The following is a 21,017-nucleotide window of genomic DNA, read 5'->3' on the forward strand; positions in this document are numbered from 1 at the left end:
CGCGATGATCGGTCGGACGCTCGCCGCATGCCTTGCGCTGGTCCTCACAGGGCTTGCCCCGGGCACTGCGGCGAGCGCCGCCGCGCAGCCTGCGGCGGAGCGCAAGCGCCCGAACATCATCTATATCATGTCGGACGATCACGCGCAGACCGCGATCTCCGCCTACGGGACCGAAATCGGCAGGCTTGCGCCGACGCCCAATATCGACCGGATCGCGAAGAACGGCGCGCTGTTCCTCAACAGCTACGTCACCAATTCGCTGTGCGGGCCGAGCCGCGCGACCATGCTGACCGGCCAGTTCAGCCACATGCACGGCTTCACCCAGAACGGGCAGCGCTACGACAACAGCCAGTGGAACTGGGTCCGTGCGCTTGGCCGGTCGGGCTATCGCACCGCGCTGTTCGGCAAATGGCACCTCAATTATTCGCCAGAGGGCGCGGGGATCGGCGATTGGGCCGTGCTCGACGACCAGGGCAAGTACTACAACCCGGACATCATCACACCGGGCGGACGCAGCGTGGTCGAAGGCTATGCCACCGATATCGTGACCGACCGGAGCATCGCGTGGCTGGAGGCCAATGCCGGGTCGGACCAGCCCTTTGCGCTGCTCATCCACCACAAGGCGCCGCACCGCAACTTCATGCCCGCGATCCGCCACGTGCAGAAATACCTCGGCAAGGAATTCCCCGTGCCGACCAACTACTTCGACCATTACGACGGTCGCCCTGCCGCCGCCGCGCAGGAAATGAACATCTACCGCGACATGTACGAGGGTCACGACCTCAAGATGACGCTGGAAGAAGGGACGGACGAGCTGCGCTTCAATCCGTGGACCGACGATTTCAAGCGGATGACGCCGCAGCAGCGCGCAGCCTATTTCGGCGCGCTGCAAGACAGCAACGACGCGATGAACGCCGCGAACATGACCGAGCGCGAAATGGCGATCTGGAAGTACCAGCGCTACATGAGCGAATATCTCGGCACGGTCGCCGCAGTGGACGACAGCGTGGGCCGCGTGCTCGACTGGCTGGAGGCCACGGGCGAGGCGGACAACACCATCCTCGTCTACACTTCCGACCAGGGCTTCTACCTTGGCGAGCATGGCTGGTTCGACAAGCGCTTCATGTACGAAGAGAGCATGCGCACGCCGTTCCTGATGCAGTATCCCGGCCATATCGCGGCAGGCAGCCGCATCGAGGCACCGATCCAGAACGTCGACTACGCGCCGACCTTCCTCGACTACGCAGGGCTGCCGGTGCGCGATTCGATCCAAGGCCGGTCGCTGCGCGCGCTGTTCGGGGGCAGCATTCCCGACGAGTGGCGCAAGGACATCTATTACCACTATTACGAATATCCCGGCTTCCACTCGGTCCGCGCGCATTACGGCGTCAAGTCCGGGCGCTACAAGCTGATGCGCTTCTACGGCGATATCGACGCCTGGGAGTTCTACGACCTCGAATCCGATCCCGGCGAGATGCACAACCGGATCGACGATCCCAAGATGCAGCGCACCATCGCCCGCCTGAAAGCCACCCTCGTGGATCTGCGCCGCCAGTACCACGACAGCGACGGCCCTGCGGTGACCGATCCGCTGACCGCAAGCGCCAAGGGCAAGCGCGATGCGCAGGCGGCGGCCGGGCTCGAAAGTCACGCGCACCACTAGCAGGGATCGCGCCATCGGGCCGCACGCTCTGACACACCTGACACAGTGTCCTGCGAGCAAAAAATCCGCCCCCCCGATCCCCCCAATGCAGGCAGGATCGGAAGCGGATTTGTGCGGCTGGCCATCGGCGCATCTTGCACATCCGGCATCCTGTAGGACAGCGGATGGCAAGCGCCCGGCGTCAGACGGGCTTGCCCACTCGGACGAGCACTCCGGTCGGATCGCTCACCGCGAATTCGTACACGCCCCACGGCTTCGCAATGCGGAGCCTTGAGAGAAGGGCGGGAGCCTAATTCACTGGTCGCAGGCTCATTGCGAAGCCCCCGCCCGCCTGCATCTCTATCGCGACCCGGTCGCCGCCGCGTATCTCGCGCGTTTCGCGCGCCATCGCGAAGCGATCGCCGTCGATCCCGCCGCCTTCGCCATCGCGCCAGATTTCCATGACGTAGCGCGTGTCGGGGTCGAGGAACGCGAGATCGATATCGACGATCCGCGAATCGCCATCGGTCACCCCGCCGATCCACCAGTCGTCCCCGCCGCGTCGCTGGCGCGCGATGACCGCATATTGGCCGACCTCGCCCGCGAGAACCCTCGTGCGTTCCCAGTCGACCGGGACCTGCTCGATGAAGGCGAGGGCATCGGGTGCCTTCGCGTAGTTCTCCGGCAGGTCGGCGGCCATCTGGATCGGCGAATAGATCACGATGTAGTCGGCCAGCTGGCGCGCGAGCGTGTTGGGCAGCAGGCCTTCGCGCCCCTGCAGGCTGACGATGCCCGGCGTCAGGTCGAACGGGCCCGACAGCATCCGGGTGAAGACCAGCGTCGGCTCGTGGGCAGGCGGGTTGGGCGGCTCGCCCCACGCCATGTATTCGGTGCCGCGCGCGCCCTCGCGGCTGACGAGGTTGGGGTAGGTTCGCCGCAGCCCCGTATCCTTGATCGGCTCGTGCGCGTTGATCGCGATCTCATGCGCCGCCGCGCGCTCGGCGACCAGCAAGTGATGGCGGGCCATGTACTGCCCGTCGTGATACTCCCACTGCTCGGTCCCGTCCGGGTCCTCGCGCAGCACGACGCCCGCATCGGCGACGTAGCCGGTCTTCACCGAATGCACCCCATGGCGCTGATAATAGTCGTAGGCCTCTTCCAGCTGGCGTTCGTAAAGCCCCGCATTCCCGGCGGTTTCATGGTGCCCCATGATCTCCACGCCCTTCGATTTCGCATAGGCGGCGACACGGTCCATGTCGAAATCGGGATAGGCCTCGGCGAACTCGAAGTTGCGCCCGCTCTCGCTCCACCAGCCCTTGTTCCACCCTTCGACGAGGACGGACTTGAAGCCGTGCTGCGCGGCGAAATCGATATAGTCGATCGCGTGCTGCGTGGTCGCGCCGTGGTTGGGCCCGTCGTTCCAGCTCCACTTGTCGAGATGCATCGCCCACCAGATGCCGACATATTTGTGCGGCTCGAACCAGTCGATATCGCCGAGCGTGTTGGGCTCGTTGAGATTGAGCAGGATGTCTGCAGCGGCATAGAGCTTGGGTGCATCCTCGGCGATCAGGATCGTGCGCCAGGGCGTGTGGAACGGGGCTTCGCGGCGCACTTTCCACCCTTTCGACGAAGGGGCGAGCATGGTCCGGAAGCGCTGGCCCTCGATCCGCTGGAGCCAGAAGCCGCTATAGTCGACCAGCGCCGCTTCGTGGATCGCGATGTGCAGGCCATCGGCGCGGCGGAAGGTGATCGGCGTGTGCGCGATGCCGACCTCGCGGGCGGGCGTCGCGTTGTAGAGATATTCGTAGCGGTTCCATTCGCCGCCCGGAATCCACCAGGCTTGGGCATCGTCGCCTGCGAGCACGAACTCGGTCAGCTCCTCGTCTATGATCGCGTCGGCGAGCTGGTCCTGCTGCGGGAATTCGTAGCGAAAGCCGACGCCGTTATCGAAGACGCGCGCGACCAGATCGATCCGGCGCTGCGTCTTGCCGCGTTCGGTCATCGGCACGCGCAGTTTGTTGTGGCGGTCGACCACCAGGCGGCTTTCGCCCCATGGCTGTTCCCAGGTCTCGTCATGGCTGGCGCGAGTCGGCTCACCCAGCTCGACCCCGTTCTGCCACTTGCCGGCGCCGCGCAGCATGAAGCCGAGCCTGGAGGGGGCGATCACCTCCTCCCCATCGCGCAAGACGCGATAGACGGGGACGGCGTCGTCGGTGCCGAGTTCGAAGCACAGCACGCCACCTGGGGAGCACTGGCGATGCGCGATCTCGTCCTGCGCCGCCGCGCTCGAAGCGAGGCCCAGCGCGGCCAGCGTTCCGAGCAGCCATAGCGGCATGCGCGCGGGGCTTCGGGTCGGTCCGGTCATCGTCTGCTCTCCCACATGTAATGACAACACCTGCGCTAAAGCAATGTGCGGTGCAACCGGTTACATGGCCCTCTTCCCCGCGCCTTCCCGCAGGTCATTCGGGTCAGGGCAGCCAAAGCACTCGGGCTGTCATGCGCACTGGGAGGTCCACGAGAGGCATCTTGGGTCCTTCAGATGTCCGCCCGAAGCAGGGCGTCGCGATAGACGGGCGCCCAGCGCCGTTCTGCGATGGCATTTTCCCAACCGTGCGAGGGGGCAACCACTCCCGCGCTTCGTTCTGCCTCCCGGCACACGGCGAGCGCGACGCGGTTCGCGACTTCGGCCAGGCGTTCGCTTGGCGGGAACAGCGCATCGCCGCTCCCGCCGGGCTTGAGCGAGGCGAGCGCCTTCGCGGCCTCGATGAACATCGCATCGGTGATCCGGCTGGCACCCGAGACCAGCGCGCCGAGCCCGATGCCAGGAAAGATGTAGACGTTATTGACCTGCGTCACCGCGCCGCCGACCCCTTCGGAGGGGTTGCCCGTACCGATGATCGCGCGGCCATCGGACCATGCTTCGCCGTGTCTGCTTTGGTTCATGCATCGGCTTGGTAACTATCCTTGCGAAAGACGGACCGGGAACGGTGGAATGGAAGGAGACGCTCCCGGCCCGCGGGCCGATAACACAATCGGGTTAGCGGAGAACGGTTTCGGGGCCCATCATCATGGTCGGCAGCCAAGTCGACAGGGCCGGGATGTAGGTGACCATGACAAGGAAGATCACCAGCACGCCAAGCCACGGCAGCGCGGCCTTGACCACTGCCAGCATCGACATATTGGCGACGCCTGAGGTGACGAACAGGTTGAGGCCCACCGGCGGTGTGATCATCCCGATCTCCATGTTCACGACCATGATGATGCCAAGGTGGATGGGGTCGATGCCCAGCTCCATTGCGATCGGGAACACCAGCGGCGCCACGATGACGATCAAGCCCGACGGTTCCATGAACTGGCCGCCGATCAGCAGGATCAGGTTGACCACGATCAGGAAGCTGATCGGCCCCAGCCCCCAGCTGAGCATGGCCTGGGTGATATGCTGGGGCAGCTGTTCTTCGGTCAGCACGTGCTTCAGGATCAGCGCGTTGGCGATGATGAACATCAGCGTGATCGTGATCTTGCCCGCATCGTAAAGCACGTCCTGCGTGTCCTTGTGGAACCACGCGGTCAGCAGTGCCTGGGGTTTGCGCCACAGCGGGATCGGGCGATCGGGATCGTGCGCAGGCGTTGCAGCGGCGGGGCTGCCGGGGCCACCGCCGCCGGGCACCGGAGCCCCGCCGCTCATGGCGAGCGCCCGGTGCTCTTCCGCCCGCTCCTTGATCATGACCGGCCTGCCGTGTGCGGAAGGTGCTTTCAGCGGCCCCATGTCGCGATAGATGAAATTGGCGACAACGAAGGCATAGACGGCAGCCATCGCGGCAGCTTCGGTGGGGGTGAATACCCCGCCCCAGATACCGCCGAGCACCACGACCACCAGCATCAGCCCCCAGAACGCATCGGCGCCCGAGCGGCCGATCTCGCGCCAGCCGGCCCATTGCCCACGCGCCAGCTTCTTCCAGCGGGCATAGGCGTAGATTGCCACCATCAGCATGCCGCCGGCGATGATGCCGGGAATGACTCCGGCAAGGAACATGCGGCCGACCGACACGTCGACTGTCGAGGCATAGACCACCATCACGATCGACGGCGGCAGCAGAATGCCCAGCGTGCCCGCATTGCAGACCACGCCGGCGCCGAATTCCTTCGGGTAACCGGCCTGGGTCATGCCTGCGATCACGATCGATCCGACGGCGACGACGGTTGCGGGCGACGATCCCGAAAGGGCCGCGAACAGCATGCAGGCGAACACGCCTGCAATGGCAAGGCCGCCGGGCAGGTGCCCGACACAGGCGATGGCAAAGCGGATGATCCGCTGCGCCACCCCGCCGGTCGACATGAAGGCCGCGGCGAGGATGAAGAACGGGATGGCGAGCAGCGTATAATGCCCGTGGAACGCATCGAACAATGTGTTGGCGACCGAGGTCAGCGACCCGTCGGAATAGATCAGCAGGAAGACGATCGAACTCAGGCCGATCGAGACGCCGACCGGCACACCCAATGCCAGCAGCGCGATGACCATCGCGAACAGGATGAGGACTTCAGCCATTGGTAGCCTCCCTGGCCGGGATCGCAGTCGCTTCGACATGCGCGTCGCGGTCTTCGAGGTCTTCGACGACCTCGTGACTGGCGATGATCGAATCGCACTTGCCCCTGAGGATCTCGACCGCCGAGATCGACCAGCGGATGGTCAGCAGCACCATCGACAAGGGCAGCACGAAGTAAGGGATGAAGCGCGGCAGCTTTTCGTAGGGTTCGCCGCCGTTCAAGAAGGCGAGCCAGCCAAAACCGGGCGGCATCGGAACGTCCTCGGTCGTGAGGAACGAGAGCTGGCTGACGAACGGATACCAGTAGTTCCACGATCCGATCAGCAGCAGGATCGCGTAGGCAAGGCAGGCGGCAACCGCGAACAGTGCGGCGATGCGCTTCGCCCGCTTGCCCAGCAGGTTGACCACGGCATCGACGCCGAGGTGGGCGGTGATCGCGATGCAGTGCGCGGCGCCGATCAGCACCAGCCAGGCGAACAGATAGACCGTAGCTTCCACGGCCCACAGCACGTTGGAGTTGAAGACGTACCGGGCGATCACGTTGGCGAACGTGATGATCGTCATCAGGCCCAGAACCACCGCGATGAAGAGGCGCTCTATGCGTCCGATCACGCTCGGCGATTCACCCATTTCGTATGACATCGGACATTATCCTCTCGCAGGGACAAGGCGCTTGAGCAGGCGCCGGGGCGGCATGTGTCGTTCGCCCCGGCAGGTTCGGCTTGTTGGCGGACCCGCGTCTGGTTCAGCTCTGGTTGGCGGCCTGCGCTGCCTTGAGCGTATCGGCACCGACATCGGGGGTGAAGCGCTTCCACACTGGGCGCAGCGCGTCGACCCATTGCTGGCGCTGCTCGGGCGTCAGTTCACGGATCTCCGTGCCCGCATCGGCAATAGCCTTGCGGGCTTCGGCTTCCAGCTCGTTGACCGCCTGATTGCGCTCGGTCGTGACTTCCTCGAGGATTTTCGTCAGGTCGCGGCGGTCCTCATCCTCGAGGCCGTCCCACCAGCGCGAGCTGGTGACCAGCATGTAGTCGAGCACGCCGTGATCGGTATTGGTGATGCCGTCCTGCACTTCGTAGAACTTCTGGCCATAGATGTTGGACCAGCTGTTCTCCTGCCCGTCGACGACCCCGGTCTGCAGCGCGCCGTAGACTTCGCTGAACGCCATTTTCTGCGGGTTGGCCCCGAGCTGGTCGAACACCGCAACCAGCACGTCCGAATTTTCGACCCGGACCTTGAGGCCGCGCGCGTCGGACGGCACCAGCAGCGGCTTGTCGGCGGAAAGCTGCTTCATGCCCGAATGCCAGAAGGACAGGCCCTTGAGCCCCTTGTCGGTCATCGAATTCAGCAGCGCCTGCCCTGAAGGCGACGCCTGGAAACGGTCGACGGCATCGATGTCGTCGAACAGGAAGGGGAAGTTGAAGATGCGCAGCCTGGTGGTGTAATTCTCGAACTTGGAGAGCGAGGGTGCCGCCAACTGCACATCGCCCAGCAGCATCGCCTCGAGCACCTTGTCGTCATTGTAGAGCATGGAGTTGGGATAGACCTCCATGCACATGCGCCCGTCCATCTCGGCGTTGATCCGCTCCTGCAGCAGGCTCGCGGCGATGCCCTTGGGGTGCTTGTCCGAATTGGTGACGTGGCTGAACTTGATGACCTGCTCGCCCGGATCGCATTCGTCGTTGCCGGCAACCTGCTCGCCGTCGCCGGAGGCCGTGGCATTGTCGTTCGAAGACGCGTTGCACGCGGCAAGCGCCAGAGCGGCGATGCCGACCAACGGCATGGAAACAAGTTTGCGCATTTCAGGATCTCCCAATCGCTGTATTCTATATTCTTCGCATCACGATGCGTGAAGCCGGTTAAGAGCGTGCAAGTCCGCCGCGCAATCGGGCAGTGAACCTTAGCCGTCGATTTCTCGGGAAAAGACCGGCGCGTGGCAACGCTGAGTTCCCAGCCGGAACACGAGCGGTGGCACAAAGCGTAACGCCCCACGATCGAGGTGCTTGCCCTATGGCCGCTGGCAAATCGCTGATAGGAAGCAGGCGTTATGCGGATCGCACGATTTCTTCGAGACAAGCTCCTGATATGCGAAATCTGGACGAGTCTTGCCGTGGCCCGGCTGATGGTCGCATTCATGCCGTTCGGCTGGTGGCGCAAGGCGCTTGGCCCGATCGACGGGGGTGGCCCGGCTCCCGGAAGGGTCGATCGGGCTGCCACCGAAAGGGCCTGTCGGCTGGGGCGCGCGGTGGAACGCGTCGGCGACCGGGCCTGGTTTGCGCCTGTGTGCCTGCCGCGCGCAATGGCGGCGCGCTGGATCCTCGCCCGGCGCGGCATTCCCTCGCATATCGTCTTCGGTTCGCGGCGCAGCGACGAAACGGCGGGCTCGAAGCTGCTGTTCCACGCGTGGCTGAAGGTCGGCGATATCGTGGTGACCGGCGATTGGGAGCGCGAGACTTTCTTGCCGTTCAAGAAGAGCCAATCGGGCGGTCATGAACCGGGCGGTGCCATGCCCGATCCAGAGTTGGGCGACGTTCTGTCGACCCCGAAGCGTTGAGGGTGACGCGTCTAAAAATTGTCGGGTAGCGGGTCTTTAAAGACGACACCGTTCCCCAACTATTCGTAAAATGTCACATCAAATGAAAGAGATGTGTCGAGCCTCCTGAGTGTTCTTCGAGATAGTCCGTATCTATTGGCGTTTTTTGCCAGGCCGTGTTAACTCGTAAAGCGCCGGATCCTCCTGTCATCCGCGTTGTCCGGAGGACCCGTGGAAACTCGTCTCGTAATTGCCTATTCGCTGATTGGCCTGATGGTCTTCGTGGCGTTGGCCACGCTGCTTGTCAGCCGGCGTGGACGCAAGCGCCGCAGAAAAAATCGCTGGCTGTGAATCGGTGACTTTGATCCGCCGGCGTCATTCTGAAGCTGGCCGGTTGATTGCAGGCGGATCGCGCACTCCACCGCGCACTTTTGATGGCCTCTAATAGAGGCCATTGTAATTTTTTTCCGCCCTGCTATATAGATATTGCCTAACGTCGTTTGCGACGGATTATGATTGCTGAAAAGAGCGCGCATGCGCGAGATCGGCAACACTTCCATTTCAACCAGCATTGGCTCCGCACCGGAATACGTCCGTGCGGATGAATTTTCGTACGCAAGGATGATTGATTGGCGAAGGAAGAGCTCATTACGATGGAAGGCGCGATCGACGAGATCCTGCCCGATGGACGCTTCGGCGTCACCCTCGACAATGAGCATCGCATCATCTGCTATACGGCAGGGAAAATGCGTCGCTATCGCATCCGTTCGGTCGTTGGAGACCGCGTACATGTCGAAATGACGCCTTACGATCTGAGCAAAGGCCGGATCGTGTTTCGCGAACGTACACCCGGGCAAGGTCCCGCCGGTGCGCGGTCGCGAGGCAGCAGGCGCTAAGACTTTCAAGAAGGCGGCGGGAACGACCTGCCGGATACTACCAAAAATGAAGACTACCACTCTGCGCGATACCTCGCGCCCCCGGCTTTCGCTGCGCTACGGCGCGATCCATGCACAGGCCATCACGGGCACCGCCCCGGCTGCCGCGCAACTTCCGACCCACGAGCTGCGACGGCTCGTCGAGAGGATGGTCGACTGACGACACGTTCAATCCGCGGCCGTGCTGCAGCATTCCCGTCATTCAGGAGAACCGAAATGGACTTGAACCGGGAATATGCCGCGCACCAGCGTGCGCTGATGGCCGTGGACGATGCCGCAAATGGCGACGAGCACAGCGTAAAGCTTGCGACGGCCTCCACGATCGCTGCGCGGATCGGGACCTTCCAGCATCGGCTCGGTGCTGCCGCGGCTTGCGCATGGAGCATATCCCACGGCGCAGACCCGGCGGCAAGCTAACCACAAACGTTCCCGAGCGTCAGCAACACACCTCCGGTTCGCCGATGCGCGGGCCAGAGGTGTGCCGTCGTCATCCAGCGAGGGGCATTCGGCGAGGTGCGCGGGCAAGCCGACGCATCCCCGCTTGACCCGTCTCGCGTGCTTCTCCAGCATAGGTTGCAAACAGCCACGTAAAGGAGAGAGGCATGAGCGACGACGTTCAAACGCAGGTGCAGGCCACCGATCAGGGGAGCGTGCTGATCATCACGATCAACCGCCCCGACGCGAAAAACGCCATGAACAAGGCGGCTGCGGAAGGTATTGCCGCAGCGCTCGACCGGCTCGACGCGGAGGACGATCTGCGGGTCGCGATCCTGACCGGCGCGGGCGGCACCTTCTGTTCGGGCATGGACCTAAAGGGCTTCCTGCGCGGCGAGACGCCCTTCGTCGAAGGGCGCGGCTTCGGCGGTCTGACGCAGCAGAGCCCGGCCAAGCCGATTATCGCGGCGGTCGAGGGTTATGCGCTCGCCGGGGGGCTCGAGCTGATGATCTCTTGCGATCTGGTGGTCGCCAATGCGAACGCAAAATTCGGCATTCCCGAGGTCAAGCGCGGCCTCGCCGCGGCAGCGGGCGGGCTGATGAAGCTGCCCGACCAGATCCCCCACAAGGTTGCGATGGAAATGGCGCTGACCGGCGAATTCATCGACGCCGCCCGCGCTCACGAGCTGGGCCTCGTCAATCGCGTCACCGATGGCTCGGCCATGGATGGCGCGATGGAGCTGGCACGGGCAATCTGCGCCAATGGCCCGCTGGCGGTGCGGATTTCCAAGCAGATCATCGAGGAATCGCGCGGCTGGAGCCTCGAATCCCGCTGGGACGAGCAGGCCAAGCTGACGCCGCTGGTCTTTGCGAGCGAGGATGCGCGCGAGGGCGCGGCGGCCTTCGCCGAAAAGCGCGCGCCCAATTGGAAGGGCAAGTAATGCCCGGCGAACGTGCAGGCCCTCTTGCAGGCCTGCGCATCGTCGAATTCGCCGGGATCGGCCCCGGACCGTTCTGCGGCATGATGCTGGCCGATCACGGCGCAGAGGTGATCCGCGTGGATCGCGCCGGAGCACGCAGCGGCCTCCAGCCCGATCCGACCAAGGATGTGCTGGCGCGCGGGCGCAAGTCGATCGCGCTCGATCTCAAGAGCAAGGAGGGCATAGCGCTCGCCCGCAAGCTGTGCGCGTCTGCCGATGGCCTGATCGAAGGGTTTCGCCCCGGGGTGATGGAGCGGCTGGGGCTGGGGCCCGACGTGCTGCTCGCCGACAATCCGAGGCTCGTCTACGGACGGATGACCGGGTGGGGGCAGACCGGCCCCTATGCGCCCCATGCGGGCCACGACATCAACTATATCGCGCTGGGCGGTGCGCTCGCGCATTTCGGGCGGGCGGGCGACAAGCCCACGCCCCCGATCAACATGGTCGGCGACTTCGGCGGGGGCGGCATGATGCTCGCGTTTGGAATGGTCTCGGCGCTGCTGCATGTCGCGCATGGCGGCTCAAACGAACGGCGCGGCCAGGTGATCGACGCCGCGATGACCGATGGTACGGCAGTCCTGATGGGCATGATCCAGGGCTTCGCCAATCAGGGCATGTGGCGCGAGGATCGGGGCGCCAATCTGCTCGATACCGGCGCACATTTCTACGACACTTACGAAACCGCCGACGGCAAGTTCGTGAGCATCGGCAGCATCGAGCCGCAGTTCTACGCCGAGCTTCGCGCGCGGCTGGGCCTTGCCGAAGACTCCGAGTTCGATGCGCAAATGAACCCGGCGCAATGGCCTGTCCTCAAGGAGAAGCTCGCCGCGATCTTCAAGGGCAAGACCCGCGCCGAGTGGGACGACCTGCTCGAACACACCGACGTCTGCTATGCGCCGGTGCTGACCATGAGCGAGGCGCGCGAGCACCCGCACAATGCGGCACGCGGCACTTTCGTCGAGATCGCCGGTTCGCCGCAGCCCGCCCCCGCGCCGCGCTATTCGGGCACGGCCACCGCAACGCCGCAGGCGGCGGTAGCACCGGGCGCCGATAGCGACGCGATTCTCGATGGACTGGGGATCGACGCGGACCAGATCGCCGCGCTGCGCAGATCGGGCACGGTTTCCTAGCGCTCACGAAAGATTGCAGTTCGCAACCGATTTGGTAGGTTCGCCCCCAAAAGCATAATCGAGAGGATTTCCCATGCCCGTCATCGACGTTCCCCAGCCCGAATTCATGGAAGACGAAGAAATCGCGATCTTCGCCGACGCGGTCGGCAAGTTCTACGAGAAGCATGCGCCCGAAAAGCGCGTGCTCAAGTGGCGCGAAGACGGGATGGTAGAGCGCGAGTTCTGGAACGAAGCGGGCGCGGCCGGGCTGCTCGGCGCGTCGGTTCCCGAGGAATATGGTGGCCACGGTGGCGATTTCCGGCACGAGATGGTCGTGATCGACCAGCAGGGCCGGCACAATGTCGAAGGCTTCGCCGCCAGCCTGCATAACACGATCATCCTGCCCTACCTGGTGCGTCACGGCACCGAGGAGCAGAAGAAGAAATACCTGCCCAGGCTGGTAAGCGGCGAGCTGGTCAGCGCGATCGCGATGACCGAGCCGGGCGTCGGCAGCGACCTGCAGAGCATCACGACGACCGCGCTGAAGGACGGCAACGGCTACAAGATCAACGGCGCCAAGACCTACATCTCCAACGGCCAGACCGCCGACTTCATCATCGTCGTCGCCAAGACCGACCCGAACGAGCGGGCCAAGGGCATCTCGCTGATGCTGCTGGAAACCGAGGGTGCGGAAGGCTTCCAGCGCGGCAAGAAGCTCGACAAGATCGGCCTCGATGCGCAGGACACCAGCGAGCTGTTCTTCGACGACGTCTTCGTGCCCAGCGACGCTGTGCTCGGCGGAGAGGAAGGCAAGGGCTTCTACCAGCTGATGGGCGAGCTGCCGCAGGAACGGCTGATCATCGCAATGGGCGCGATGTCGACGATCGAGCGCGCGCTGGAAGAAACGGTCGCCTTCACCAAGGATCGCAAGGCCTTCGGCAAGACCATCTGGGATTTCCAGAACACCCAGTTCACGCTCGCCGAACTGAAGGCGCGCGCCACCGCGGCCAAGGTCTTCGTCAATCACTGCATCGCGCAACACCTGGAGGGCAAGCTCGACGTGCCGACGGCGTGCATGGCGAAGCTGTGGGTGACCGAACTGCAGGGAGAAGTGGTCGACAAGTGCCTGCAACTGCACGGCGGATCGGGCTACATCAACGATTACCCGATCGCGCGCATGTTCCGCGACAGCAGGATCAGCCGCATTTTCGGCGGATCGAACGAGATCATGAAGATGGTCATCGCACGTTCGATGTGAGCGGATGGGCGGGTGTCGAGCCCAAGTCCTTCGCCCGCGTTAACCTGTGTGATTGAGGGTGTCCCACGGCGGATGGCGGCCAATCCTGGCCCTTGTAGCCAATTGATAAGAGTGCTCGGTTAACGCTCGACACAGGGGTCGGGTACCGATTCGGTTCACTATCGAGGGAGCGCACAATCATGGCCGTCATCGCCGTCTACAGCATGAAGGGTGGGGTCGGGAAAACGACCATGGCGGTCGATCTGGCCTGGCGCTTCTCGCAACGCGGCGGACACGACACCCTGCTGTTCGATCTCGATCCGCAGGGCGGCGCGGGCTTCCTGCTGGGCCATGAAGAGCGCAAGGTGCAGCGCGCGATCTCCGCCTTCCACCACGCCAAGGCCCCGCGCGACCTGATCGAGCCCACCAAATATGACGGCCTGTCGCTGATCGGTGCCGACCAGTCCTTGCGCGATCTGCCGGTGCAACTGGCCCGGATCGGCGCGAAGAAGCGGCTGGCGCAGATGCTCAACTTCATGAAGGGCGATTATCCGCGCATCGTGCTCGACTGCCCGCCGATGATCAACGAGGTGAGCGAGCAGATCATGGAAGCGGCAGACCTGATCGTGGTGCCGCTGCCCGCATCGCCGCTGGCCGCGCGGGCGTTCGGCTTCATTCGCAAGGAGCTGGCCAAGCGGCCCGGCCATCCGCCGGTGCTGCCGGTGCTCTCGATGTATGACGGGCGGCGCAAGCTGCATCGCTGGGTGCGCGAAAACGCGGGCGCCAACTGGCCGGTGATCCCGCAAAGCTCCTATGTCGAACAGGTCGCGGTCCGGCGCGAGCCGATCGCCGCTTTCGCCAACTGGTCGCCCGCCTCGCAGGGGTTCGAGCAGCTGCACGGCGCGCTCGAGGCGAAGCTGGCCCAGATGGGGCTCGCGGGCCCTCCTGGTTCCGGTCAGCGCGCGCTCCCGCAACCCGACGCGTCCCGACCGCAGGAGCCGGGCCACGAAACGCCGCGCGAAACGGGTGCCCGGGTGGTCCCGATCCGCGATGCCGGTGCCGCGCGCCCGCATGACGCAAGCGGTGCCCCGGCCCCGGCACGCCGCGCAAGCACGGGCACCGACGAAGCATTTGCCCGCCGCGCTTTCAGCTTCTGACGTGCTGCGGGCCGTCTGCGCCTGCCAAAACGCGAGACCATCGCGCGCCTGACAACTTGTCATTCATTCCCTCGCGCTTACATTCGTGAGGGAAAGGACTCGTATCTAGCATGAGTGAGAACAACACGCCCGGCGGGCAGGGGCCGAATGGCCCGGGATCCGGCAATGGCGGGGGTGGGCCGAACCCCTGGATCCGCAGCCTGATGATCTGGGGCGGGATATTTCTCGCCCTGCTCCTCGCGGTGTCGATGTTCGGCGGGGCGAGCGATAATGCGGGTACGCAGATCAGCTATTCCGATTTCCGTGAGCGGGTGGCCGCTGGCACGGTCGAGGAAGTGCAGATCGCCGATGATCGCATCACCGGCAAGCTCACCAATGACGAAACCTTCACCACGGTGCCGGTCAGGAACGATACCAGCCTGACCAAGCTGCTCGAGGATAACGGCGTGACCTACTCGGGTACGCCGACCGAGCAGATGAACATCCTGTGGGTTATCCTGATCCAGTCGCTACCCTTCCTGCTGATCCTCGGCATCGCGTTCTTCGCGCTGCGCCAGGTGCAGAAGAACGGCGGCGCGGGCGGCGCGATGGGCTTCGGCAAGTCGAAGGCCAAGATGCTGACCGAAAAGCAGGGCAAGGTGACCTTCAGCGATGTCGCCGGGATCGACGAGGCGCGCGAGGAGCTGGAGGAGATCGTCGAGTTCCTGAAGGACCCTTCGCGGTTCTCCAAGCTGGGCGGCACGATCCCCAAGGGCGCGCTGCTGGTCGGCTCGCCCGGTACGGGTAAGACGCTGCTGGCGCGGGCGATCGCGGGCGAGGCGGGCGTGCCCTTCTTCACCATCTCGGGTTCCGACTTCGTCGAGATGTTCGTCGGCGTCGGTGCCAGCCGCGTGCGCGACATGTTCGAACAGGCGAAGAAGAATGCGCCGTGCATCCTGTTCATCGACGAAATCGACGCGGTCGGTCGCAGCCGTGGCGGCGGCCTCGGCAATTCGAACGACGAGCGTGAGCAGACGCTCAACCAGCTGCTGGTCGAGATGGATGGTTTCGAGGCCAATGAAGGCATCATCATCATCGCCGCGACCAACCGCCCCGACGTGCTCGACCCTGCGCTGCTGCGTCCCGGACGGTTCGACCGCCAGGTGGTCGTGCCGATTCCCGATATCGAAGGGCGCGAGAAAATACTCGCCGTGCACATGAAGAAGGTGCCGCTGGCGCCCGACGTGAATTCGCGCACCATCGCGCGCGGTACGCCCGGCTTCTCCGGTGCGGACCTCGCCAACCTCGTCAACGAGGCGGCGCTGCTCGCCGCACGCCGCAACAAGCGCCTCGTCGCGATGCAGGAATTCGAGGACGCAAAGGACAAGGTGATGATGGGGGCGGAACGCCGCTCCATGGTCATGACCGACGACGAGAAGAAGATGACCGCCTATCACGAGGCGGGCCATGCGCTCGTTTCGCTGAACGAGCCGGCATCGGACCCGATCCACAAGGCGACGATCATCCCGCGCGGCCGCGCGCTGGGTATGGTGATGCGCCTGCCCGAGCGGGACAATTACTCGTACCACCGCGACAAGATGCACGCGAACCTGGCGGTCGCGATGGGTGGCCGCGTGGCCGAGGAAATCATCTTCGGGCACGACAAGGTCAGTTCCGGTGCCTCGTCGGATATCCAGTACGCCACCGATCTGGCGCGCAACATGGTCACCAAGTGGGGGATGAGCGACAAGCTCGGCCCGCTGCAGTACGAATCGAGCCAGGAAGGCTATCTCGGCATGGGCCAGACCCAGCGTACGATGGGCGGTTCGGAAACGAACAAGCTCATCGATGCCGAGATCAAGTCGCTGGTCGAAGGCGGTCTCAAGCGTGCGACCGACATCCTGACCGACCAGGAGGACAAGCTCCACCTTCTCGCGCAGGCCATGCTCGAATACGAAACGCTGACCGGTGCAGAGATCGACCAGCTTCTGAAGGACGGCAAGCTCGACCGGCCCGACGAGCCCAAGGGCCCGTTGAAGCCGCAGGCAACGAACGGATCGGCCGTGCCCAAGGCGGGCAAGCGCTTTGGCAGCGAAGGCGGAGCGAGCCCGCAGGGGGCGTAGGCTTTACCTGCCCAGGCATCGCCAGATGATCGAAAAAGCCCCGCCGGAATCGCTCTGGCGGGGCTTTTTCGTGCGCGGCGCCCTGGCGTTTCCTCACCGGGCCGGGGAACCGCAGACCGGCGCTGATGGTTAACACTGCCTGGTCACCGAGGGAGTACCTGCCATGTATCGTCCGAATATCGCCGTTCTCGCCGCGCTTGGCGCCGTCTCGCTTGGTCTTGCCGCCTGTTCCGAGCAGACGCAGGAAGATGGCGAAGCCTTCGTCGAAGGTGCTGCCGCCGATACGGCCGCAAATGCCGAAGTCGTGCAGGAAAAGGTTGAGGACGCGGCGATCGTGGCGAGCGACAAGGTGAGCGAGGGTGCCGCCAATATGCGCGACGAAATGGCCAAGGACGAAGCGACCGAGCCGCAGACCGACGAAGAGCTCGACGGAACGGATTGACCGGCAGGGCGCGCGGATCGTACCGGGCAGCGGCAGAACCTGCACGCCAGACCGGGACCGCCACGCTATCGCCCACGCCAGACCCAGCCTCCGCAACCGCGCGCCCGAACGTGCGTCTGCCCGCACGACCTATGACAGGCCGCTGCGGCGGCGCGGGAGCGTGCGTCATTAGGTTCGCGCTCGCCCCCGATCTGGATAGCGCCGCGCTGGCCGAGGAATTCGCGGCGCGCGGGCGCGTGGTCGTCGAGAACTTCCTCGCCGATGGGCAGGCGCAGGCGCTGCACGATCTCCTGAAGGCGCGGCAGGACTGGAAGCAGGTGCTCAACAGCGGCGACAAGCTGGTCGAACTCGACCGGCAGACCCGCGCTTCGCTGACCGATCCGCAACGCTCCGACCTCGACGATGCGGTCTATGCCGGTGCGCGCTACGGCTTCCAGTATCGCTACGAAACGATCCGCGTGCCCGATGACGCGAGCGCGCGCGCGCAAAGTGACGATCCGCTGGCCGCTTATGCGCGCTGGCTGTCGAGCGACGAGCCGCGCGAATTCCTGCGGACCGTGGTGGGAGACCCCGCGATCCGCTTCGCCGATGCGCAGGGCACTGCGTATTCGCCCGGCGATTTCCTGACCGGGCATGACGACGCGGTGGAGGGCAAGAACCGCACCGCCGCCTATGTGCTGGGCCTGAGCCCTATGTGGCGCCCGGAATGGGGCGGGTTGCTGCTGTTCCATGGCGAAGACGGCGCGAGCGGAGATTTCCTCGTGCCCGCGCTCAACCGGCTCACCCTGTTCAGGGTCGGCCAGCCGCACAGCGTCAGCCTCGTCAGCCGGGCGACGCCGGTGCGCCGCTATTCGATCACCGGCTGGCTGCGCCGCTAGCCGAGCCCGGCCAGCCAGGCGAGCGCAGCATCGAAGCGCTGGCCGTGATGGGCCTCCACCGCCGCATCCTCGCCTGCGCGATCGCCGTGCGAGAAGGGCCGCGTCGGGTCTTTCGCATCTTGCGCAGGCAGGCCGCCCACGTCGGCATCGCCCGCCAGTTCCAACCGCTCCGCGGCGAGGCGAAGCGCCGCCTGTGGATCGTCGACCAGCGTTTCGAAGCAGAGCCACGCCTTACGCGGAGCGAGCTGCGCGAACAGGTCTTCCTGCGCGCGGTGGAGCAGCGCCGCCGCGCGGGCGGCCTGGTTGAGCGCATCGCCATCCAGCGCTATGGCCGCGCGCAGCTGGTCCGCCAGTACCGCGTCGCTCGCGCCAAGCAGCTGGACGTGGCGCAGGGCGAAGGCGATCCGGTCCCGCCCGCCGCGGAAGATCGCGCGCAGATAGGCACGGCGCTCCATCGTCATGCACAGCGCCTGCTTGGCCAGGCCATGTTCCGCGAGCACCGGGATCAGCCCGTTCACCCAGTTGGATGGCTTGATGATCGTGTCGCGCGCGCCGCCGACCGCCCCCAGGGGCGTGAGCGCATAGGAAAGCAGGCGGGCGAGCGAAGCCGTGCCTTGCCCCGCCGCCAGCTGCGCCTGCTGGCTCGCCAGATCGGTCAGCGCCTGCGGCTCGCGCAGGGCCAGCACGCCGGGCCAGCGTTCGATCATGCGGGTGAGCAGTGTCGAGCCGCAGAATCCGACATGGAAGATCAGCCGCGCGCGCGGGGCATCCTTGCTCTCGCCCGGCTCCACATTGCCGATCCGCGAAGATGACCAGAACGTCTCGCGCCCATCGAGGAAGGTGGCGCGCGCCAGGTCCTCGGGCGTCGTCTCGACCCATTGCGCTTCGCCGCGGAGCCCATCGAGGCGATGAAGGAATTGCACGAGGGGCGGATCTCCGGACAGGGAGGACTGAGGGACGGCGCTCTCTCGCGCGATGCGCAATCAGAACGCGCCCAGCACCACGAGGATCTGCAAGAACAGGCTCAGGATAAAGAAGATACCCACTAGCAGCACGAGCAGCCGCCAGATCGCGGACCGGCGCGAGAGATCGTAAGTCTGCTTGAGCTGTCGGTAGATATGCAGCGGCGCGAGCGTTGCGAAAATCGTGAACAGCCATCCCGCGCCGATGCCCAGCTTGCCGAGCAGCGACAGCGCGATGAAGAACAGCGACATGAAAGCCAGCGAGTAGGTGACGAAGATCGCGTGGTCATAGGCCTTGAACCGCCGTTTCCATGCAAACAGCAGCCATACGAAGGGCAGCGATAGCGGGATCAGCAGCCAGCTGAACTTGTAGCTGTTCGATTGCAGCTTGTAGAGCATGAGGCCCGGGTTCTTGCGCCACTTCTCCTCAAGCTTCTTGAACAGCTTTATCTCGCCGGCGTCGGTTGCGTCGTAATCGTCGGGCGAGGCCTTTTCGCCATCCCCCCCGATCAGCTCCTGGCCCCGATCGAGGCTCGCGATCGTCTGGTCGATCTCGGCAATATCGGCTTCGATGGTGGCAACCTCGTCGTCATTCGCGCCGGATGACCTAGCCTCGGCCAGCTCTTCGCGCAGATCCTGCCGCTCTGCCACCATGTCTTCGCGGACTTCGGCCAGATCATCGCCGATCTTGCCGAGATTTGCCCCGCCGATGTCGGTCGGGGTGGTAAGGCCGACCGCCTGGAACACCGCGAACATCAGGAAGACGCTGAACAGGAACATGGCCATCGGCGAGACGAAATCGGCGCGTTCGCCGTCGATATAGCGGCGCGTCAGCTTGCCCGGATGCAGCGTAAGCAGGGGAAGCGTGTGCCACAGCTTGCCGTCGAGATGCAGCACGCCATGCAGCAGATCGTGGCCCACGGCGGAGAGCGTGCGGTGCAGATGCGCCTGCTGACCGCAGATGTGGCAGTGGCGGCCCATCAGTTTGGCGCCGCAGTTGAGGCAGGCCTGTTCGACGAAATGCCCGTTCTCGTCGGTCTCGATCTTGCCGGGCGAGCCCTCGCCGGTCTCCCGCTGGACCGCGCGTGCATAGAGCCCGCCCTCCATCGCGGTGCCGAAGGCATCGGGAATGTCGCTCATATCGTAGGCCCTCCGCAGGTGTTTCTAGTCGCCGTAACCGGCGGGGTCGAGACTTCAGTCGTTCGGCGGCGGTCAGGGGAGGATCGTTAGGCGCACCAGCACCTCGCGCGCGAGCACCAGCAACACCGTGACGAGCACGAGCAGCGGGGCCAGCCGCAGCAGCGTCGCCGACCGGTCTAGCCTGGCATGTTCGCTCAGCAGCCATGCGTTGAGCGCGACGATGGCGCTGACCAGCGGGGCAAGGACGAAGGGGGCGGGTGCGCCAAGGGCATAGGCGGTTAGCGCAAGACCGATCAGTCCGGCCGATCCGCCGAGGCTGCGGGCGGCGAAACTGAGCACCCAGTGTGCGTGCCGTCCTTCGGTGCGCGGGCAGGCGAGCCGCGCGGCGAGCGCACCCAGCGGCAGCAGCAGCCAACCCCCCATCCATAGCTTGCCGAGTAGCGCGAGGATGGCCGCCGCGCCCACTTCCAATGCCACCTCCCGGGGCAAGGCGGTATCGCCGCGGCGCCACGCGAGGTTCGCCTGCTCGAGGAAGAACGCCGTCGATTGGGCCCGTTCGCGCCGCTCTGCCGCTTCGGGGGTGTCGTCGGGCGATGCCACCGGCCCGACGATGTCGGCCAGCGCGCTGTTGCTGGCGGACAGTGCGCTTTCGACGGCACGGTCCTGCCCGATTTCGCCGGCCGGCTCGCTGGCGAGGTCGATGGCGAGCAGCAGCGCCATCCCCGCAACGAAGATCGCGAGCGCGCGCAGCACCGGTTCGTCGAGCAGCCGGGTACGACGAGACATTTCGGGAGAGGGCGCGCGGGGCTCGGGCATCGTCAATCGTCATAGCGCGCCCGCGCGCGAAGGCCAGAGACCGCTCGGCGAATTACCCGCACGCACACGGGAACGAACGGCGAACATAACCCGTTGATCGGAAAA

Annotated in this window: 21 protein-coding genes; 12 read left to right on the forward strand and 9 right to left on the reverse strand. The window is 64.9% G+C overall.

Annotation, left to right across the window (positions count from 1 at the left end):
* Nucleotides 1–4 precede the first annotated feature (4 nt).
* Complete coding sequence (locus tag AAG612_RS12390; protein ID WP_342510512.1) at nucleotides 5–1,663, forward strand: sulfatase family protein; 1,659 nt, start codon at nucleotides 5–7, stop codon at nucleotides 1,661–1,663.
* 289 nt (nucleotides 1,664–1,952) lie between these two features.
* On the opposite strand, the gene AAG612_RS12395 is transcribed toward AAG612_RS12390, so the two are convergent.
* The 5 genes from AAG612_RS12395 to AAG612_RS12415 form a co-directional block, all read right to left on the reverse strand.
* Nucleotides 1,953–4,007: a glycoside hydrolase family 97 protein gene (locus AAG612_RS12395; protein ID WP_342510514.1), complete on the reverse strand. Its 2,055-nt coding sequence runs from the start codon at nucleotides 4,005–4,007 to the stop codon at nucleotides 1,953–1,955.
* A gap of 170 nt (nucleotides 4,008–4,177) precedes the next feature.
* Nucleotides 4,178–4,585: a malic enzyme-like NAD(P)-binding protein gene (locus AAG612_RS12400; RefSeq protein WP_342510517.1), complete on the reverse strand. Its 408-nt coding sequence runs from the start codon at nucleotides 4,583–4,585 to the stop codon at nucleotides 4,178–4,180.
* 94 nt (nucleotides 4,586–4,679) lie between these two features.
* Nucleotides 4,680–6,188 (reverse strand): TRAP transporter large permease, encoded by a 1,509-nt coding sequence (locus AAG612_RS12405; protein WP_342510519.1) that lies wholly within the window; start codon nucleotides 6,186–6,188, stop codon nucleotides 4,680–4,682.
* On the reverse strand, nucleotides 6,181–6,828 hold the full coding sequence (locus AAG612_RS12410) for a TRAP transporter small permease (RefSeq protein WP_342510521.1): 648 nt from the start codon (nucleotides 6,826–6,828) through the stop codon (nucleotides 6,181–6,183). The genes AAG612_RS12405 and AAG612_RS12410 overlap by 8 nt, the downstream gene beginning before the upstream one ends.
* 103 nt (nucleotides 6,829–6,931) lie before the next feature.
* The gene (locus tag AAG612_RS12415; protein WP_342510523.1) at nucleotides 6,932–7,987 is read right to left on the reverse strand and encodes a DctP family TRAP transporter solute-binding subunit; all 1,056 of its coding nucleotides are present in this window, start codon (nucleotides 7,985–7,987) and stop codon (nucleotides 6,932–6,934) included.
* A 246-nt stretch (nucleotides 7,988–8,233) separates the two neighbouring features.
* On the opposite strand from AAG612_RS12415, the gene AAG612_RS12420 reads away from it, so the two are divergent.
* Complete coding sequence (locus AAG612_RS12420) at nucleotides 8,234–8,740, forward strand: lasso peptide biosynthesis B2 protein (protein ID WP_342510525.1); 507 nt, start codon at nucleotides 8,234–8,236, stop codon at nucleotides 8,738–8,740.
* A gap of 233 nt (nucleotides 8,741–8,973) precedes the next feature.
* Here AAG612_RS12420 and AAG612_RS12425 read toward each other — a convergent pair whose 3' ends face one another.
* Nucleotides 8,974–9,291 carry a hypothetical protein gene (locus AAG612_RS12425; protein WP_342510528.1) on the reverse strand — a complete coding sequence of 106 codons (318 nt, stop codon included), beginning with the start codon at nucleotides 9,289–9,291 and terminating at the stop codon, nucleotides 8,974–8,976.
* A gap of 57 nt (nucleotides 9,292–9,348) precedes the next feature.
* Between AAG612_RS12425 and infA the strand changes: the two genes are divergently transcribed.
* The 10 genes from infA (at nucleotide 9,349) to AAG612_RS12475 (ending at nucleotide 17,994) form a co-directional block, all read left to right on the forward strand.
* Nucleotides 9,349–9,615, forward strand: a complete 267-nt coding sequence (infA, locus tag AAG612_RS12430; protein ID WP_342510530.1) for a translation initiation factor IF-1 — start codon at nucleotides 9,349–9,351, stop codon at nucleotides 9,613–9,615.
* 46 nt (nucleotides 9,616–9,661) lie between these two features.
* Nucleotides 9,662–9,814 (forward strand): hypothetical protein, encoded by a 153-nt coding sequence (locus tag AAG612_RS12435; protein WP_342510532.1) that lies wholly within the window; start codon nucleotides 9,662–9,664, stop codon nucleotides 9,812–9,814.
* 56 nt (nucleotides 9,815–9,870) lie between these two features.
* Complete coding sequence (locus AAG612_RS12440) at nucleotides 9,871–10,071, forward strand: hypothetical protein (RefSeq protein WP_342510534.1); 201 nt, start codon at nucleotides 9,871–9,873, stop codon at nucleotides 10,069–10,071.
* 185 nt (nucleotides 10,072–10,256) lie between these two features.
* Nucleotides 10,257–11,030: a crotonase/enoyl-CoA hydratase family protein gene (locus AAG612_RS12445; RefSeq protein WP_342510537.1), complete on the forward strand. Its 774-nt coding sequence runs from the start codon at nucleotides 10,257–10,259 to the stop codon at nucleotides 11,028–11,030.
* Complete coding sequence (locus AAG612_RS12450; protein ID WP_342510539.1) at nucleotides 11,030–12,199, forward strand: CaiB/BaiF CoA transferase family protein; 1,170 nt, start codon at nucleotides 11,030–11,032, stop codon at nucleotides 12,197–12,199. Before AAG612_RS12445 ends, AAG612_RS12450 begins: the two co-directional genes overlap by 1 nt.
* Nucleotides 12,200–12,272: 73 nt before the next feature.
* Nucleotides 12,273–13,436 (forward strand): acyl-CoA dehydrogenase family protein, encoded by a 1,164-nt coding sequence (locus tag AAG612_RS12455; RefSeq protein ID WP_342510541.1) that lies wholly within the window; start codon nucleotides 12,273–12,275, stop codon nucleotides 13,434–13,436.
* Between the two features lie 179 nt (nucleotides 13,437–13,615).
* The gene (locus tag AAG612_RS12460; RefSeq protein WP_342510544.1) at nucleotides 13,616–14,572 is read left to right on the forward strand and encodes a ParA family protein; all 957 of its coding nucleotides are present in this window, start codon (nucleotides 13,616–13,618) and stop codon (nucleotides 14,570–14,572) included.
* Between the two features lie 110 nt (nucleotides 14,573–14,682).
* Nucleotides 14,683–16,674 (forward strand): ATP-dependent zinc metalloprotease FtsH, encoded by a 1,992-nt coding sequence (ftsH, locus tag AAG612_RS12465; RefSeq protein ID WP_425341860.1) that lies wholly within the window; start codon nucleotides 14,683–14,685, stop codon nucleotides 16,672–16,674.
* A 163-nt stretch (nucleotides 16,675–16,837) separates the two neighbouring features.
* Complete coding sequence (locus AAG612_RS12470) at nucleotides 16,838–17,116, forward strand: hypothetical protein (protein ID WP_342510546.1); 279 nt, start codon at nucleotides 16,838–16,840, stop codon at nucleotides 17,114–17,116.
* A 131-nt stretch (nucleotides 17,117–17,247) separates the two neighbouring features.
* Nucleotides 17,248–17,994, forward strand: a complete 747-nt coding sequence (locus tag AAG612_RS12475) for a 2OG-Fe(II) oxygenase (RefSeq protein WP_342510548.1) — start codon at nucleotides 17,248–17,250, stop codon at nucleotides 17,992–17,994.
* On the opposite strand, the gene AAG612_RS12480 is transcribed toward AAG612_RS12475, so the two are convergent.
* The 3 genes from AAG612_RS12480 to AAG612_RS12490 form a co-directional block, all read right to left on the reverse strand.
* Complete coding sequence (locus AAG612_RS12480) at nucleotides 17,991–18,917, reverse strand: hypothetical protein (protein ID WP_342510550.1); 927 nt, start codon at nucleotides 18,915–18,917, stop codon at nucleotides 17,991–17,993. The two genes, AAG612_RS12475 and AAG612_RS12480, sit on opposite strands and share 4 nt — an antisense overlap.
* A 60-nt stretch (nucleotides 18,918–18,977) precedes the next feature.
* Nucleotides 18,978–20,096: a DUF3667 domain-containing protein gene (locus tag AAG612_RS12485; RefSeq protein ID WP_342510552.1), complete on the reverse strand. Its 1,119-nt coding sequence runs from the start codon at nucleotides 20,094–20,096 to the stop codon at nucleotides 18,978–18,980.
* Nucleotides 20,097–20,168: 72 nt separating this feature from the next.
* Nucleotides 20,169–20,882 carry a hypothetical protein gene (locus AAG612_RS12490; protein ID WP_342510554.1) on the reverse strand — a complete coding sequence of 238 codons (714 nt, stop codon included), beginning with the start codon at nucleotides 20,880–20,882 and terminating at the stop codon, nucleotides 20,169–20,171.
* Nucleotides 20,883–21,017: the final 135 nt, after the last annotated feature.

This window comes from Citromicrobium bathyomarinum (assembly GCF_038594605.1).
Classification (GTDB): Bacteria; Pseudomonadota; Alphaproteobacteria; order Sphingomonadales; family Sphingomonadaceae; genus Alteriqipengyuania; species Alteriqipengyuania bathyomarina_B.